The sequence below is a fragment of the Paenibacillus hamazuiensis genome (assembly GCF_023276405.1).
In the GTDB taxonomy this organism is placed as follows: Bacteria; Bacillota; Bacilli; order Paenibacillales; family NBRC-103111; genus Paenibacillus_AF; species Paenibacillus_AF hamazuiensis.
The window spans coordinates 6,413,189-6,429,694 of the sequence record NZ_JALRMO010000001.1; the positions used below are offsets into that span (position 1 = coordinate 6,413,189).

Sequence of the window (16,506 nt, forward strand, 5' to 3'; positions counted from 1 at the left end):
ATGTGTTATAAACACAATTTAACACTATATTTCTGAGTTGTCAACTCATTTACGGCAAGTCATTTGTGTTGACTACGTTATTTTTGTGTTGTACAGTAAATATAACCTTAACTTTAACACAGGGAGGGAGACGAGCTTGCATGACAGGATCAAAGCCATCAGGGAACATCTCGGGCTATCACAACGAGAGTTCGGCGAAAAACTTGGCGTTAGCAGAGATGTGATCAGCAATTTAGAATATAATCGAGTCCAGCCAAAGGAACTATTGCTCAAGCATATTTGCGAACTTTTTTCGGTAAATGAGAAATGGTTGCAAACAGGCGAAGGCGATATGTTTTTGGATCAAAAACCTCATAACAAGAAACTTGATGAAGCAATTGCCATATTCAAGGACTTAGAGCCAGACTTTCAAGATTATGCTCTCGAACAGATAAGGAAACTGTCGGAATTACAAGCGAAGAGGCGAGATTCCATTCAAGACAAATAGTTTTTCAATGGTGTTGCAACCCTAACGAAATTGAAAAGGTCAGCCGAGAGGCTGACCCTTAATTTTGGAAAGCTATTAACTTATGATAGCTTGTTGTTCGTTTCATTGCGTTTTCACCCTTTCAGTTCGATTCTTCCAAGACAACAAATCGTCCGGCATGCCATAAATATATAAGCGAGAATTCATCATTATCATCGATGATAAGGTGTTCATCGTCCGCTTTATCGTAAAGTATACGATAAAGCTGGTATGGCGTAACCTCACATTCTTCCAAATCTTCGTCAAAGGTTGGCAACCAATACGTTGCCTCCTCTATGGTTTGAACTACCCTGCAAACATACCCCTTTGGTTCGATTCTGAATTGTTTGAGTTCGTCTTTGCTTAGTGGCCCCTTGATGTTATTTTCTCTCATGTATTTCGCAATTCTTCTTATGCTATATCGCGGCAGACACCGTGGGGTCGGGACTGCATATATCCCTTTTGGAAATGCATCGTCAAACTCGTCGTCACTAAATTCCTTCAACAGCTCATCGTCGTTCATACAAGCCCCCTACTCATCCACCTTTCGTGAGCATATGATATCGCCGAAAACGGCTGTTGTCAACCAATATTTGGATACTGTTACCATGAAAACAAGATCGGGAAAAAGGGCAAGGATTTAGGGAGGCTAAAGCTTTGTGTACATATACGATAACTTTTGCGTAAACAGCTTCAATCGCCATGACATGCAGACCGAGCAAGATATGCCAACCGAAAATGATGATGACGATATTTCATTCTAAAGCGAAGGTTCGATGCTTCGATAATTTAATGCCGACTCGCTTTCTTGGTTTAACGCACTAAATTCGAATTCTGATTGCCAGGCGAAATTGCGAATCGCCTGGTATTTGCCTAAAGACTAAGCGAATAAGCAAATGCCAGTTGCGATGAGTTATTTGCCCAAAAGCCAAAGCGAAGGCGAAAACTTTGAAAGCCTGTTTTCGACAGGCGTGCGGAGGCACGCACCGAGCGAATTGGCAAAAATGCATGTCGCTTTTAGGATTTTGAGCGATAATTTAAGTCTATTAATATATGCAACCATTAATTTACAATTAGAAGATTCTTCTTATGTTTTCCGCAAGTTGTTATCCGAATACGCCAGCAGAATAAGGCTTTTCTCTTGTTGCCAAAAGAAGCGGCAACACACTAAATTTTTTACGCGAAGGCGAGAGTGAGCTTTAGCTGTCATTGTCATTCAGCCGGAAGATGCGGCAACAAAGAAATTCGCTTATCGACAGACGACTTGGCAAGTCCACACTGCTTTTCGAAAAGTTTTGTCGCTAATTTATAGGTTTATGTTCTCCGAAAGTTGAAAGTAAAATATTTCACATTCTATAGAGCCTGGCATGCACTTGAAAAGGAAATAAGTATCCTACTCCTTCTACGCCCCCTGGCATTTTAAGCATTTTGAAGCAATTTCGCTCAAACTTTTTCTAAAAAACTGCGAAAAGTCGGGCAAAATCAGGTCGTTTGAGGATTGAGGTTTAGGGCATAAGGGTTTCCCTCTACCCTCCCCTGATTTTTTCCAATTCTGTTATATAACAAACTGCAATGAAGTTTCCTAATTTTTAAATGTGGATTAAAATAATTTCCAAAAGGAAGCGAGGGGAAACGACATGTTTAAAGATAGCATTGAAAAACGAATTCGGCGAAATGAAACCTTGCCACATCCTGAAATGGATGTCATGTGGGCGGGAATGTGGCGGTGGCTGTTTCAATTGCACATTCCGTTTTATATGTTCCTGGCATTCTATCAAGACTATTTTCCGTTTCTGGCAACGATGGATGCGGCAATCGTTATGTGTTTTGTCGTATATCACCTCACAATTCGCCAGCTTATACAAAGAGGGGTAATTCAAGCGTTTTACCGCAAGCATTATTCGAATGCCAGCGGCATGTTCTGGTCATTTCTGCTGATTGGATCCTTTATTCGAACCATTACGTTTGGTCTGTATTACAGTATTAGCCTTGGATGGGTATCAAGCGATGCGAATAAAGATCGATGGCACTATTACTTGGCAGACTTGCAAACGAACCTTTCCAGTTTGGCTGGTGCTGTTGTTGGGGTCGCTCTTTGCTTGTATCTTTTTTATAGCTTGTTCTTCAAAGAGCGTTTCATCTCGGTGGCTGAGTATTCAGAGCGTGTTGTAAAGACAATGAGACAACAGGGGTTGGCATTTAATCAAGCCGCCCAATCGGTCTTGAGCCAGCGAGAGAATGAACTGGCTCCTGAGCGTAGGGATGAAAAAACGGAGAGTGATGATGGGGATTTGTTTGCGAAGTTCTTTGGATATTCCGTGGGGCAACCGCAAACTGAACGGAGAAACGTGAGTGATTTTGATCAAAAATTCGCAAATTGTGATTGCGGCAATGAGAGGGAATTGAGGTATGTGTCCAAGCTTGTTAGACTGAGGGACAAACCTGTAACGGTGACAGGGGTTCCGATGCATTATTGTTCATTCTGCGAGCAGGGATTCATGACAGAGATAGATCGTTTACATTTTGCAGAACGGGTCAAACAGGCTATTGAAACAGGCAGGGATGAAATTGAATTCCAAGTGAAGGTTTATTAGACCAAAGCATTAATTGAATTATGTAACGGATGGCATAGCCGAGTGATTGCCATCCGCCGTTAACAACTATCGCCTTATTAGATTCGCATGCTTAATCCCGTCCATAAAATCGTTAGTGATGTTGTAGTCTGTGAATTGTACTTCAATCCACTTCTGCATCTCATCATCGACTCTCCAATCTCTTAAAATTGCGGAGAGCCGCGTGCCTTTCCGCTCTTTTGAGATAAAATCAATGAACATAGATTCCGCCTGGGCTTTCAGATTTTTTGACGCGAATTTATCGATTGAGACGATGCCAACCCTCAAAATAAGCTCCTGCTTGAAATAGCGACTAAACATGTGATACATACATGCAACATGAGTCACCATTTTATGGATGTTCTTCTTATTGTGGATATCGAAAATTAATACGGTGATGCTAACCTTGTTGTTAACGACCTTAATTTGAGCAACGTGTGCATTTAATGCAAGCATCGTATCGACCGTATAATTATCAAGCTTCTCTGCCTTTGTTAAATCTTTATCGGCTTTGGCATGAATTTCGTTTTTAAGATCATCCAGCGGTGAAAGAGAAGAGGAGTGCATTTTGCCTTTCCCTTTTCCTTCCGACGATTCGGAACCTTTTCTCAGTCCTTCGGCAAGTTTTAGCTTGATTTCCTGCATTCTTTTCATGTCCTGATCGACCTCTGAAACATCAAGCAATTGTTGGAGCAGATCGTCGCTTCTCAGTTTCGACAAGAAAGAGATGCCCTGGTTTTTGTTGAGTAGGATTGTGCTGTAGTCACGATTTAACATACCTATAATCGCATTAAACGTAACTTTCTTACTTTCTTTCATAAGACGCGGGACAAGCTTTTTGATAATGAAGCAGTTTTTAAAGATGCTGACCAGAATGCGTTCGTTTCCATTTGATCGCGGAACCGAAGCGACACTGTAGCTATCCTGTTTTCCTCCGATGAAGCGGATGCCATATTTCCGCAACGTTAACATCTGCAATTGAGTTTTTTTGCCGAAAGCGGTGAAAGGTTCTTTCTGAATAACCTCAGCATGTACAAGCTCCATAATGCTGATGTAAAACGTCGAGAAATTTTTAGCTAAGCCCAAAAGTTCCGCGTACTGATAAAGCTGTTTCATCAGCATCACTTTATTACCGAAATGATAAATGATTTCGAGATAAGTTCGGTATTTCTCACAAACAAATTGTTTATTCGCATTTGAAACGCCCATAATTTGTATCGCCTCCTTTAAACACGGGTAGTTTCGTACTTATAGTTCATGATTTCCACAAGTGCTTCTTTCGCCCTCAACTCCTCTTGCCCATATGAACTTGTGACGATTTCGTAAGCAACCTCATTACCTTTTTCGTCCACATATACGCAGTCGGGCATAGAGATCAATTTTTTATCGAGCATATCCTCGTACAATTTTGCTTCCGCCTCTTTACCTTCTCCTCGCATAGCATTAATTCGTTCAATAAAATCGTCACGAACTTGAGCTTCCGTTTTCCAGTTGTTTCTTGTTTCTTCTGATAAGCTGAAATATTTATTTGCCAACGCTACATCGTGGATAGGGCTTTGAGCGTGATACGCTTGGTTTAATGCGAAGGTACGCGAAGCTGTTTCACGTCCGATTCTCGTTAATTTATAGCACTCTTTAATTTGATTGCCTTGCTTATATGCGACTTTTTCGATATAACCGTCACTTATCAAATTTTTGATCCGCCTATCCGCCAAGCCACACTTTTGCAGATGTTCATGACTTACGTGTCCGACTCGGGCTAAGGCAGAAAAGGCTAAGCGATCTCGGTTGAAAAATTGCGAGATGTACGGTTTCTTTCGTCTCGCCATATGAGATTACACCTCCTTTTGCTGAATGATTTTCGCGGCGGCAGTAGATTTGTTTGTGCGACCATCGAAGATGGTCGAAAAGGTTTTTGCGTCTCGCAGAGACGTTTGCCGCGTCGATGCGGCAACATGCTTTTGCGGCTCGTAGAGACGCTTGACCATCGGCAGATGGTCAACAATGCTTTTGCGTTTCGGCAGAAACGCTTGACCCATCGCGAGATGGGGCAACATGGTTTTCCCCGATGAGGGGCGAGCAAAACGGGCTTCGTTTCGTAGCGAGTGCCGTAGGCCGAGCGGTCGGCGACAGCCGAACGCAACGAAGCAACGGAGGTTCTTACCGAGCCAATTTTCCGCAGGAAAGAGGCGAGGTTAGAACCCTCCCCGTTTTGCGAAGCCCCTCTTCTCGCTATTGATATCGTAGATAGACCAAGGCGGTAATATAACTGCTCCTGAATTTTGCCAACAAAAAAGGCTCCACGCACAAGGCGTAGGAGCCTCTTCCCGCTTGCGGGAAGCAAAAACGCCAGGTCGGGGGATGATACCGAGCTGGCGTTTTGTTAGTATTTTCACTGATATCGGAGCAAATCAAGTGCACGTTTGTTCATCTCGCGGAGATCAGCAAAGCCGCTATCAATATTGACTTTCGTTTCAAATCGCTTCGAAGGATTGTTTGAAGCTTGCTTTCGTTTGATGCCTCTACGTGGTTTATGCGGCTGATCTGCCATCGATTGTTTTCGCTCAAGTATATCAAGACGAAGCTGTATAGCGGCAACTGACTGTTTCAATGCGTTTATTTCAAGTTCGATCCGTCTCGAATTCATAGCTGTATCAACCTCCTCAATTAGTGATAATTGTAACAATACGGCGAAGTAAAAAACAAGACTGCCGTTTGTCTGTCGCAAATTGTTGGTAAATGTCAAGTGCCAATTGAATTAAATATCAACATGATAATCATGTCCGTCTTTTACCTTAGCCAAGAGCTTAACAGCTTCGTGCGAATATTTATTCATTTCGGACTTGTTAGTCTTTATGGTTACGTGATACTTATTGTCTGAAGCTTTGATATTAATACCTTTCTCCAATTTGATTTGATTAATCAGTTTGTCTGCCCCGTGCCATCTCGGATAGCCAAGTTGTTCTCCAACTTGCGTTAGTGTGAACGGATATTGAATGTTAATATGGCTCGGTTTGTCCAACAATGCAACTCCGTACAAGTTAGGCAGACCCTCATCTTCATGCAAAACCTTCTCTATCATTTCAAAGTTCACATCAACGCTTCTTCTCGGAATGTCACTCCGCACAAGCTTATATGTCCGAGCTAATAAAGCCCTCAGTAACTTGGGATGCACATTATCAACGGCTTTGTTAGCTGAAAAGGTTTCTAATATCCAATCAAAACTGTTGCTTTCAATGTATTTAACACGAATTTCTTTACCATTGACGACAAATACCTTTTCCTTTGGCGGGTTGGAATTCTCCGTAAGGTTTTTGTTGTAAGCTAAAAAATAAATGTTGGGAATAAGTTCGCCTTCGTTAGAAATAATCTCATCGATATCAGATAAGATCGAGAGGATATTTTTGTCATTCCCGCTATATCCAATGAATAGCAGAGGGTGTTCCGCAAAGAATGTCAGCAACTTCGCACTAAGATATTTTTTCTTGTTTATAAACACTTCATAATCTTCATTGTTAAAGACCAACTCACGGTAATCTGTAATACAACCATGAATTTTGAATATTTCACCGATTGCCATCGTGTCAGGTTTCAATACCTGCTGACCAATGACTGGTTGATAATCTGGAAATATCTTTTCGAGAAGAGTATCATAATTGGTCGTAATAATGGCATGAGGCTGAATATTTCTAAGTAGCCTAATCTCCTTTTGATACTCAACATTCTCGATTTCATCTACACTGCCAGGTGTAATTTCCTCAAATAATTTTTTTATTTGATATTTGATATACGATGATTTTGGCACTCTTGAATCAAATAATTCAGAAGGAAACTGTTGCTTGTTAGCCCAGGCCCATTCCCGATATGAATTTGTATATTCTGTCCCAATATCCTCTAATCTAAATCCATCCTGAAGATAAAATCCCACTTCATTTTTAATCAACGGGCATCGCCTTTGTAGTTCCTCTAATAAGCCGATCCAACTTGGTCCATTAAAAAATCTTTGCGACAAGCCTGAACCAACAAATAAAATAGGCTGTGTTCCCATTTCATTGAGACAGTCCTTAATGTCTGCACTCACATCAGAGATATAGTTCATATACTCCATGCTTTCACCCCTCCCTTAACAACTTCTCATAAAGGGGAGTCATGGAGGAATTTGAGAGCGAAGAAAGAGGATCTTTGCTCTCAAATTCCTCCACCTCCTTGCCCCGCTTGAGTTTAGTCCGAGTGATCTAAGAGTAATATTCGAGAGCAACCCTGCAATTTCCTGCCCGTGGAAGATAGGGATGCATGAGAAAAAGTCGAATAAATGTCGGGAAATATTCTCGTATCAACCTTCAATACTCATAAAAGTACACATAATTCTTTACTTGACCTTGGAGATATAAAAATAAGTCCCCATTTGGGGGACTCAAAAAATATGTTACTTTACAAAGTCTCTTAACCCGTTTACATTATCTTTCGTTGCCCAGTAGAATAAACATTTGCCATTACTTCTCGCGGCCCACAGCTCTCCTACAGCCTTTTTTTCCAATTCTTCTGGACCATCCTTAATGTGATCTCCCTTGTACTCGATAACGACAATCCGACCATCATTAAGTTCAGCAACAAAGTCTGGATAGAAACGCCCCTTTGACTTTTGTAACCAAAAACTATATTTACTATCGCTGTCAATGTTTCTTATCCAATGTTTGACCTCTGGTAATTGGTCGATGAGTAAGGCACATTCATACTCTTCACCACTACTCTTTAACTCTCCTACAAGTTCGTGGTAGTGCTTATTAAATTTGATTCGCCCATCGTAATACCAGCTTGCAGGGTAAATTTCCTTATCAAACGTGAAGCAGTACCTATCTTCATCACTGACCAGAACTACGTCTTCCCCAAGGTCTAAACAAGCCTGCCACGCCTCTTTACGAGCCGTTTCCCTATGTCGTCCAATTAGCTTTTCTATTGCCTCGCGTAATTTGTACTTATAGTGGACAAGCGTGCTTAACTCAAATTCCCTCTCGTCGATAAGGTGCTGGATAACTTTGTAAATAAACAATGTGGACTGCTTCATTGTTATGTCGGGGTGAGGGATTTTGCGGTCAAGCCAATTTGTTAGTTCAGCAATTGTCCAACCACGGTCTTCAATATCAAGAGACAACTGCTCAACTAATTCTTCAACAAACTTAGCCTCTACTCGGCCTTGTTCCGAAACTGTTACCTCACCAATTTGTCCCTGCACATTCGATTTTGTGGAGAACTCTCCCTCACTTAACTTAGGGTCGTATTTTGAAAGTTCGAAAGCCCTCTCAAGATAAATGGACTCTTCAAATAGCTTTAAAAGATCACCTTGTTTATACAACAGATAGGGAACCTTAAAATCCCCTTTTTCCTTCGGCATTTCCGGCTCAGGTGGTGGATTAAACAAATCAAATTTCGGAATTTGCTGAGCTTGTGAAAAGAGGCTATCGACTGCCTTCTTCCCTTCATCGGTCTTAAAGGCCTTCTTAAATTCAATTTTTTCATCCTCAGACATAGTTCCTCGATATACAATCTTTTTTGCCTCCGGATTATAAGTCACTTTTTTCTTTATTGGTTCTGGTAGTTCTTCCAAATTGGGTTCTTCTTCAACCTCTTCCTCAGACTCATAGAATTCAGGGTCAAACAAGTCTGGTTCAGGAGTTGGAGGAGCAATCAAGGTTTCAGCCTCAAACCGTTCAAACCCGTTTTCTACCAACGCATCAGTAAGTGACGTTAAGGTGTTCTCAAACCTTGTCGAAGAAACGTATGCGTAAGCACGATTAAGTTCTGGATCATTCTTTTTCTTTGCATACGGTAATCGAAGTACACGACCCACTAATTGCTCGACAGCGGTTGAGGAACCAATTTCAGCTACGGAACAAAGTACATAAGCAAAAGAACAGTCCCAACCTTCTTTTAAAGCAGAAACAGTAATGATAAATTTGATTTTGCAGTCCTGTGCAAAGAGATTAACACCTTCAAGTTCTTTTGTGTCTCCCGTTGCAATGGCAATCTCTTCTCTTGGAATCTTAAAGTCTTCCATCAATGCCTGTAGAATAACGCCTACATTGATTGTCTCTCTCGTTTGAGAACGGGGTTGTGCTTGAAGCAATACTATTGGGCGGATATATTCTCCGGTTTCTCTTCGTTCCTTGTTAGCAATAACTTGAAGTCTTTTTCTTCTCCCAAGTGCTTGAGCAATAACATCCTTCCAATCTGCTTTTGTTTCGAGACGGATTGGAAGTTTTATCATTTCCTCTGCATTTAGCTCTGCCGCAGAAATACTACACAAGACGTTACTTGCAAACTCTCCTCTTTCGGGTCGATGGGTAGTCTGTGGAGTAGCTGTGAACTCGATGATTGAAGATGGACTAAATCGGGCAAGAGTCTCAAAAGAAAGGTTTGTCCTTGCATTGTGAGCCTCGTCGATAATTACCATTGGACGTCTTGACTTTAGAACATTCGCCAAAGAATAACAGATTCGACTACCTTCATCTGTTTTCTCAAGCGAGGATAATACAGATTCGTTTAATCCATCAAATAAGACTTTCAAATGCCCGTTATCATCATAAATTTTTCTACCATCCGTATCCTCGATTCGGAGAGCGGCTAAAGTAGATACGATAATGAGTGTTTCGTTGTCCAACGTACTCCGCTGAACAAATAAAGCCTCTGTAATGTCTAAAACTGTTACAGGTGTGTCAATTGTCTCTTCAATGGCTTTACGGTATGGGTGTTCTACGTCTCTTAAAGCCGCTAATGTTTGATCTTTAATCGGAGTTGTAGGAACCAGCCAAAGCACAACAGCGTTGTCCTTGTGCAGAAAATCCCGCATCGTGATACTGATGCTATGCGATGATAGAAGTGTTTTGCCTCCGCCAGTAGGGACTCTCAAGCAAACATAAGGAAGTCCAGGAAGTTGTGGGATTGTGCAATAAGGACGGTTCACCTGTTGTTCAAAAGCCGCACTTGCTCCAAGTGCTCTTACCGCCTTGAAGTAATTGGATAGTGAACGTAAAACTCTTTTTTGATAATTCTTTAACGACAACATTCTACTTCACCTTTATTTCGTATGGAATTTGTTTAAAGATGATTCCATGCTCTTCAAGATATAGGGAACTCACCTTACAGCCGTTCGCAAATATCACCCTTATCCTGCCATCAAATTCTGGAAGGCTTTCTACAATCTCTTGGGTAAGATAAGTATCATCGCCACCCTCATTAAAGTAAAGATAGTATAAATTACCTTTACCCGAACCTATGTAATTAGCTTGATTACCTGTAATGTCCCCTAATGGCTCACCTGTTTCAGTAAAGAACACATGCCTCGCCAGATCTTGATAGGTTACATTCTCCTTTATCAATCCAAAAGCATCAAACAAGCTATCACCTAATTCGCAGAAGGTAAACCCCGAACCGCCTTCCCAACCAAACTCTTCTGTTACCCCGGTATTATCCTCACCATTCGCAACACTTGTGAGTCGTTTTAACGTATGAGTATACGCATGGTCTCCCAATTCTACGGTAATAAAACGACGTTTCATTTTTAGTGCCACCGCCGCTGTGGTTCCGCTTCCTCCAAAGGAGTCAACTACAATATCTCCCTCTTCGGAAAAATGCTTGAGAAGAATCGCAAGAAGTTTTTCAGGCTTTTTACCACTATTAAATTCAACTCCACCCTCGTGTCGGCAGTTACCAAAGTCACCAGCCATATCGTAGAAGTTTGGAATTGGAGTTTCAGTAATTACTTCTCCTTCTCCACCTTCCCCATCTTCTATTTTGTCAACAGGTACGCCTTGGTAGTATTTACCTTTCGTTGCATTTGCTCTTTTCGGCCCTGTAAAGTAGCGATAATTTAGTGCATCATCGCCAATATCATAAACTTTATACATTACTCCTAAGCCGTCTTCATCCTTACGGCCAGCTAAATAATCTCTAAAAAATCTGCCAGACGAATTGCCATTCAGAATTGTACCAGTAGCCCATATTTCCTTTAAGCCATTCACGGAAGGTTCTCCTTGCGTGATTTCGTATTCTTCGGGATTGAAAACCACTACCTTTTTGTCGCCTAACGTTATCTCTCGACCTGGCCCTTTTTCACGGATATAGAACTTAAATTTATCGTAATTGTATTCTTGTTCTTTTAGTCTTGGCTTTGCCTTTGGTGAACGCCGATAAACCAATATTTGCTCTATCTGTTTGTGAAAGCTCATGTCTTGTGTCAAGGTCTTTTCTGAATAACGAACTTGGACATAAATGGTAGTCAAATAATTGGATGGGAGGAATATTTCGTCCATTATGGCCTTTAAATTTGCGGCTTCATTGTCATCAATCTGAACACAAATAAACCCATCTTCCCTTAGTAGTTTCTTTAATAGTTGAAGACGGGGATACATCATGCATAACCATTTATCATGACGAGATAGATCTTCCATGTCCTTACCTACAACCTTATTGAGCCATTCACGTATCTCAGGATCGTCCACTTGGTCGTTGTAGATCCAGAGCTGATTATCCCCACCAGTATTATAAGGAGGATCTATATAAACGAACTTACACTTACCTGCATAATGAGGTAACAGAGCTTTAATAGCGTACAGATTATCTCCATGTATTAGCATGTTGCCGTTACTTGCTTCAGGACGAACCGATTTTTCCATATCAGCGTTAAGCAGGCGGTAGTGGATCTCGTTGTGATGATTAACGATAGCTTTCTTACCGATCCAGTCTAAATGTGGCATTTATGATACACCTTCCAATTTTATTTCAACAAATTAAATTAAAAATCAACAATTAACCACATTACATTATAGCATAGTAGCAGTAATGTTGGTATTGATATAACGCATCACTTTAATACTTTAAATCACGAAACCCTTCTGGTTTTCAAGTAATCTCCGTATACGGTTATGATGATGACGACACTCGCATCGACTTGACCAATAAGATTGACCAAGGATATATGTATCAATCCGCAAGACAGGTAATAAGCGACCTGAACCTTGATCCTGGGACGGATTACGAATTCGAATAACACGAGAGAGGACAGGGGCAATCCCTGTCCTTTTTTCATGGCCATAATTCATTTGACCAGATTTCTCGGCTAAACATAAACTTAGGTATCCGCATTGCAGAGCTGGCGAACTTCCACATCACAGAGAAGATGCTCGCTGTCGTATGGTCGTTAAAACGGATTTGACGATCAATCCTTAACTTTTCCCCTATCCCCAATCTTCCAAATCCCTGTACGTTGTAGCCCTAAAAAAAACATTGTCCTCTCATGTCACCTCTCTCCATCCCCTGCAATCCCTTGCCACGCCTGGGTTTATAGGCAATTTGAGGACGAATCGAGAAAAAGCCTGATGTAAAAAAGGTTGTCCAGAAAAGCAGGGGAAAAGAAAGGGGAACTTACAGGGATTAGGATGAAACCCGAGCAAATTTGATGTAAAAAAGGTTGACCGAAAATGTAGAGAAAAGATGTGAGTAAAAAAAGGGATGCTTTCGCTTCCTTCCTTATCTCCAACTGCCGAAAACCACGTCATTCCTGAATTTCTCCAATATTATTATTCGGCGATACCTCTGCCGTTCCCTGCTTGAAATGCAAAAAAGGATCGGGGAGCTACCGGACAATTTCATCCAGCATTCCCCAATCCTTGGACAATCCTTTTTACATCAAGACAATGCTTTTTACATCAGGACAAAGTTTTTTTCATGGTGACAAAAGTTCCCTTTTGTCAAACCGACTACTCCACCGTCACGCTCTTCGCCAAATTCCGCGGCTTGTCGACGTCGTTGCCGCGGGCGAGCGAAGCATAATACGCGAGCAGCTGCAGCGGTACTACCGACAATGCCGGCGAGAGTAGAGCCAGCGTCTTCGGTATGCTCAGCGTCTGGTCGACTGCTTTCTTCAGCTCATCCTCACCTTCGGCGTGAATGCCGAATACGTAAGCGCCGCGCGCTTTGACTTCCTTGATGTTGCTGACGGTCTTCTCGAACAGATCTTCCTGTGTCGCCAGGGCGATCACCGGGATGCCTTCTTCGATCAAGGCCAGCGTGCCATGCTTGAGCTCGCCGGCAGCGTAAGCCTCGGAGTGAATGTATGAGATCTCCTTCAGCTTGAGCGAACCTTCCAGAGCGACTGCGTAGTCGAGACCGCGGCCGATGAAGAACAAATCTTCATGCGTAGCGATTTGCTCCGCGAAGTTTTTCACGACGTCCGACTGTTCGAGAATGTTCTCCACCTGCGCCGGAAGTTCCTTCAACGCCGAAATCACTTCGGCAATATACGCCTCTTCTTGCGTGCCGAGCTCTTGAGCGAGGTACAGCCCGAGCAGGTAAAAAGCGATCAGCTGCGATGTATAAGCTTTGGTCGAAGCGACGGCGATTTCCGGGCCGGCCCATGTGGTGATGACATCGTCCGCTTCGCGGGCTACCGAGCTGCCCACCACGTTGGTGATGGCGACTACGCGGGCGCCGTGACGTTTCGCTTCGCGCAGCGCGGCCAGCGTATCGGCGGTTTCGCCGGATTGGCTGACGACGATGACCAGCGTATTTTTCGTAATGATCGGCGAGCGGTAGCGGTACTCGGAAGCGACGTCCGTTTCAACCGGGATGCGCGCCAGCTTTTCGATCACGTTTTTGCCGACCAGGCCGGCATGATAAGCCGTTCCGCAAGCGACGATATGGATGTTAGTAATCCCGCGCAGATCGTCGGCGGTCATTTTCACTTCGTTCAGTACGACCCGTTTACCGGACGAATCAATGCGGCTTCCCATCGTATCGCGGTAAGCTTTCGGCTGCTCGTGGATTTCTTTCAACATAAAATGATCGAATCCGGCTTTTTCCGCCGTAACAATGTCCCAATCGACATGGAATATTTCCCGAGAAATAAAATTCCCCTCGATTGTCATTAATTCGACACCGTCTTTTGTCAAAAGCGCCATTTCGCCGTCGTTTAAAATATATACGTTCCGGGTATACTCAAGAATGGCCGGAATGTCGGAGCCGATGAAGTTTTCCCCGTCGCCTACGCCGATAATGAGCGGGCTCGCCAAGCGAACTGCAACCAGCTTATCCGGCTCGTATTCCGTCAGTACGCCCAGGGCAAATGCGCCTGTCATCCGTTTAACGGCTTGCTGAACGGCTTTGACGATGTCGCCTTCATAAAGGCTTGCGATCAGGTGCGAAATGACTTCGGTATCCGTTTCCGATACGAATACGTGTCCTTTTGCGATCAATTCTTCTTTAAGAGAAATATAGTTTTCGATAATGCCGTTATGAACGACCGAAAATTTCTGAGAGTTGTCGGTATGCGGATGAGAGTTGACGTCCGACGGCTTGCCGTGGGTGGCCCAGCGCGTATGCCCGATGCCGATCGTCCCTCTCAGCGGCGCTTCGCTCAGCTTCGATTCGAGCACAGCGAGACGTCCTTGCGATTTTTTAATCTGCAGGCCTTCGCCTTCCGTATATACAGCGACCCCGGCGGAGTCGTACCCGCGGTACTCCAGCTTTTTCAATCCTTCAATCAATATATTTTGCGATTTGCGGTTACCCACATATCCTACGATTCCACACATATTCGAAATGACCTCCCGTTCGTCTCTATCAACATATATTAATTACGTTCATTAAGTTTAAAATTGGGCATGACAAAGTAAACATCCTATCGGGCTCTTGTCCGCCCGGTTGCCCGGACGTTTTGCTTCCCGATTTTACGGCATGGAAATGTGCCGGAAGGTCCCCGCCGAATGTTTCGAACACCTTCACCTCGTCAGCTTGCGATGCGCTGCCTCTTGTTCGTCCGAAAAAACCGAAGAAGCGGCACGCCTCACAAGCTCTGGCGCTGTTTGATCGGTAACCTCTACCCACCTTTCCATAATTAAATAGACATATACCCATCTTATTCATTTTCAGCGCATAACGCAACTGATATTTCCCTAACCTTTTCATGAAAAATCCCCCATTTCTGCAAATGGGGGATCCGCACATTATAAAATTAAGATAATTCCCGTTGAACGACGTCGACAATCCGTTTTACATAAGCTTCCACCTGATCTTTGTCGGGCCCCTCGGCCATAACGCGGATTAGCGATTCCGTACCGGACGGGCGCACCAGCACGCGGCCGTTGTCTCCCAGCTCATTTTCCACCCCGCGGATGACATCCTCAATGACGGCGTTGCCTTTCAACTTGGACTTGTCAGCCACCCGGACGTTCACCAGCACCTGCGGATATTTGCGCATAATTTGCTTCAGCTCGCTGAGCTTCTTGCCGGATTGCGCCACGATATCCGTCACCTGCAGAGCGGTCAAAATGCCGTCTCCGGTCGTATTGTAATCGAGGAAAATCACATGCCCCGACTGCTCCCCACCGAGGTTGTAGCCGCCTTTGCGCATTTCCTCCATCACGTAGCGGTCTCCTACAGCGGTTTTGGACGTTTTCATACCCAGCGACGCGACTCCTTTGAAAAAGCCGATGTTGCTCATCACTGTCGTAACGATCGTGCCGTGATTCAGCTTGCCCGCTTCGTACATGGCTTTACCGCAAATGCTTAAAATATAATCGCCGTCCACCTCGGCGCCGGTCTCGTCGATCGCGATCAAGCGGTCGGCGTCGCCGTCGAACGCAAGGCCGAGGTCGGCCTTGTGCTCCAGCACCGCCTTCTGCAGATGCTCGGGATGCGTGGAACCGCAGTGGTCGTTGATGTTGCGGCCGGTCGGATCGGCTCCGATCGTAATAACCTCCGCGCCCAGCTCCTGAAACACTTTCGGCGCAAGCTCATAGGCGGCGCCGTGCGCGCAGTCGAGCACGATTTTGAGGCCGCGGAACGAGGGGCTTTTGACGGTAGACTTGATATAGTCCTTATAACGCCATTTGGCTTCCAGATCGTCGGATACCGTGCCGAGCTCCCCGCCCAGCGGGCGAGGCAGCTCGTCCGTTTCCGCATCGAGCAGACGTTCGATCTCCAGCTCCGTCTCGTCGGACAGCTTGTAGCCGTCCCCGCCGAAAAACTTAATGCCGTTGTCCGCTACCGGATTGTGGGACGCCGAAATCATAACGGCCGCGTCGGCCTTCAAGACACGCGTCAAATAAGCGACGCCCGGCGTCGAAATGACGCCCAGGCGGATGACGTTCGCGCCGATCGACAGCAGACCGGCGACAAGCGCCGCTTCCAGCATCGGCCCGGAAATGCGCGTATCGCGCCCGATGACCACCACCGGTTTCTCGACTTGGCCGGCCAGTACATAACCGCCGCAGCGGCCGATTTTGTAAGCAAGCTCCGGGGTTAATTCATGATTGGCGACCCCGCGCACCCCGTCTGTTCCGAAATATTTCCCCATGATGTCGAAATCTCCTCTTCCCTGGTTTTAGTTATGAT

Annotated in this window: 12 protein-coding genes; 2 read left to right on the forward strand and 10 right to left on the reverse strand. The window is 44.2% G+C overall.

Annotation, left to right across the window (positions count from 1 at the left end; genetic code table 11):
* The first annotated feature begins 136 nt into the window (after positions 1-136).
* Positions 137-487, forward strand: coding sequence for a helix-turn-helix domain-containing protein (locus tag MYS68_RS27885; protein ID WP_041050642.1), 351 nt, complete (start codon positions 137-139; stop codon positions 485-487).
* A 121-nt stretch (positions 488-608) separates the two neighbouring features.
* Here the strand turns inward: MYS68_RS27885 and MYS68_RS27890 are convergent, their stop codons facing one another.
* Entirely contained in the window at positions 609-1,028 is a 420-nt protein-coding gene (locus tag MYS68_RS27890; RefSeq protein WP_041050641.1) for a hypothetical protein, read from the reverse strand.
* A gap of 1,114 nt (positions 1,029-2,142) precedes the next feature.
* Here MYS68_RS27890 and MYS68_RS27895 point away from each other — a divergent pair.
* Positions 2,143-3,099 (forward strand): potassium-transporting ATPase subunit F, encoded by a 957-nt coding sequence (locus MYS68_RS27895; RefSeq protein ID WP_248928957.1) that lies wholly within the window; start codon positions 2,143-2,145, stop codon positions 3,097-3,099.
* A gap of 66 nt (positions 3,100-3,165) precedes the next feature.
* Here the strand turns inward: MYS68_RS27895 and MYS68_RS27900 are convergent, their stop codons facing one another.
* From MYS68_RS27900 to glmM, 9 genes are all read right to left on the reverse strand, one after another.
* Positions 3,166-4,326, reverse strand: coding sequence for a hypothetical protein (locus MYS68_RS27900; RefSeq protein WP_248928958.1), 1,161 nt, complete (start codon positions 4,324-4,326; stop codon positions 3,166-3,168).
* A 17-nt stretch (positions 4,327-4,343) separates the two neighbouring features.
* Entirely contained in the window at positions 4,344-4,946 is a 603-nt protein-coding gene (locus MYS68_RS27905) for a hypothetical protein (RefSeq protein WP_248928959.1), read from the reverse strand.
* Positions 4,947-4,952: 6 nt separating this feature from the next.
* Positions 4,953-5,174 (reverse strand): hypothetical protein, encoded by a 222-nt coding sequence (locus MYS68_RS27910; RefSeq protein ID WP_248928960.1) that lies wholly within the window; start codon positions 5,172-5,174, stop codon positions 4,953-4,955.
* A 335-nt stretch (positions 5,175-5,509) separates the two neighbouring features.
* Positions 5,510-5,764 carry a hypothetical protein gene (locus MYS68_RS27915; RefSeq protein ID WP_248928961.1) on the reverse strand — a complete coding sequence of 85 codons (255 nt, stop codon included), beginning with the start codon at positions 5,762-5,764 and terminating at the stop codon, positions 5,510-5,512.
* 111 nt (positions 5,765-5,875) lie between these two features.
* Entirely contained in the window at positions 5,876-7,225 is a 1,350-nt protein-coding gene (locus MYS68_RS27920) for an SIR2 family protein (protein ID WP_248928962.1), read from the reverse strand.
* A 318-nt stretch (positions 7,226-7,543) separates the two neighbouring features.
* Positions 7,544-10,180 (reverse strand): DEAD/DEAH box helicase, encoded by a 2,637-nt coding sequence (locus MYS68_RS27925; protein ID WP_248928963.1) that lies wholly within the window; start codon positions 10,178-10,180, stop codon positions 7,544-7,546.
* Position 10,181: 1 nt separating this feature from the next.
* Positions 10,182-11,870, reverse strand: a complete 1,689-nt coding sequence (locus tag MYS68_RS27930) for a site-specific DNA-methyltransferase (RefSeq protein ID WP_248928964.1) — start codon at positions 11,868-11,870, stop codon at positions 10,182-10,184.
* A gap of 1,002 nt (positions 11,871-12,872) precedes the next feature.
* A complete protein-coding gene (gene glmS, locus MYS68_RS27935; protein ID WP_248928965.1) occupies positions 12,873-14,705 on the reverse strand; it encodes a glutamine--fructose-6-phosphate transaminase (isomerizing) in 1,833 nt (610 codons plus the stop codon).
* Positions 14,706-15,124: 419 nt separating this feature from the next.
* Positions 15,125-16,468, reverse strand: a complete 1,344-nt coding sequence (gene glmM, locus MYS68_RS27940) for a phosphoglucosamine mutase (RefSeq protein ID WP_248928966.1) — start codon at positions 16,466-16,468, stop codon at positions 15,125-15,127.
* Positions 16,469-16,506 lie beyond the last annotated feature (38 nt).

What these genes read in the sequence shown, in the direction of transcription:
- MYS68_RS27890 (WP_041050641.1), bottom strand. Translation starts at nt 1,028, where the DNA reads ATGAACGACGATGAGCTGTTGAAGGAATTTAGTGACGACGAGTTTGAC.
- MYS68_RS27895 (WP_248928957.1), top strand. Translation starts at nt 2,143, where the DNA reads ATGTTTAAAGATAGCATTGAAAAACGAATTCGGCGAAATGAAACCTTG.
- MYS68_RS27900 (WP_248928958.1), bottom strand. Translation starts at nt 4,326, where the DNA reads ATGGGCGTTTCAAATGCGAATAAACAATTTGTTTGTGAGAAATACCGA.
- MYS68_RS27905 (WP_248928959.1), bottom strand. Translation starts at nt 4,946, where the DNA reads ATGGCGAGACGAAAGAAACCGTACATCTCGCAATTTTTCAACCGAGAT.
- MYS68_RS27910 (WP_248928960.1), bottom strand. Translation starts at nt 5,174, where the DNA reads ATGTTGCCCCATCTCGCGATGGGTCAAGCGTTTCTGCCGAAACGCAAA.
- MYS68_RS27915 (WP_248928961.1), bottom strand. Translation starts at nt 5,764, where the DNA reads ATGAATTCGAGACGGATCGAACTTGAAATAAACGCATTGAAACAGTCA.
- MYS68_RS27920 (WP_248928962.1), bottom strand. Translation starts at nt 7,225, where the DNA reads ATGGAGTATATGAACTATATCTCTGATGTGAGTGCAGACATTAAGGAC.
- MYS68_RS27925 (WP_248928963.1), bottom strand. Translation starts at nt 10,180, where the DNA reads ATGTTGTCGTTAAAGAATTATCAAAAAAGAGTTTTACGTTCACTATCC.
- MYS68_RS27930 (WP_248928964.1), bottom strand. Translation starts at nt 11,870, where the DNA reads ATGCCACATTTAGACTGGATCGGTAAGAAAGCTATCGTTAATCATCAC.
- glmS (WP_248928965.1), bottom strand. Translation starts at nt 14,705, where the DNA reads ATGTGTGGAATCGTAGGATATGTGGGTAACCGCAAATCGCAAAATATA.
- glmM (WP_248928966.1), bottom strand. Translation starts at nt 16,468, where the DNA reads ATGGGGAAATATTTCGGAACAGACGGGGTGCGCGGGGTCGCCAATCAT.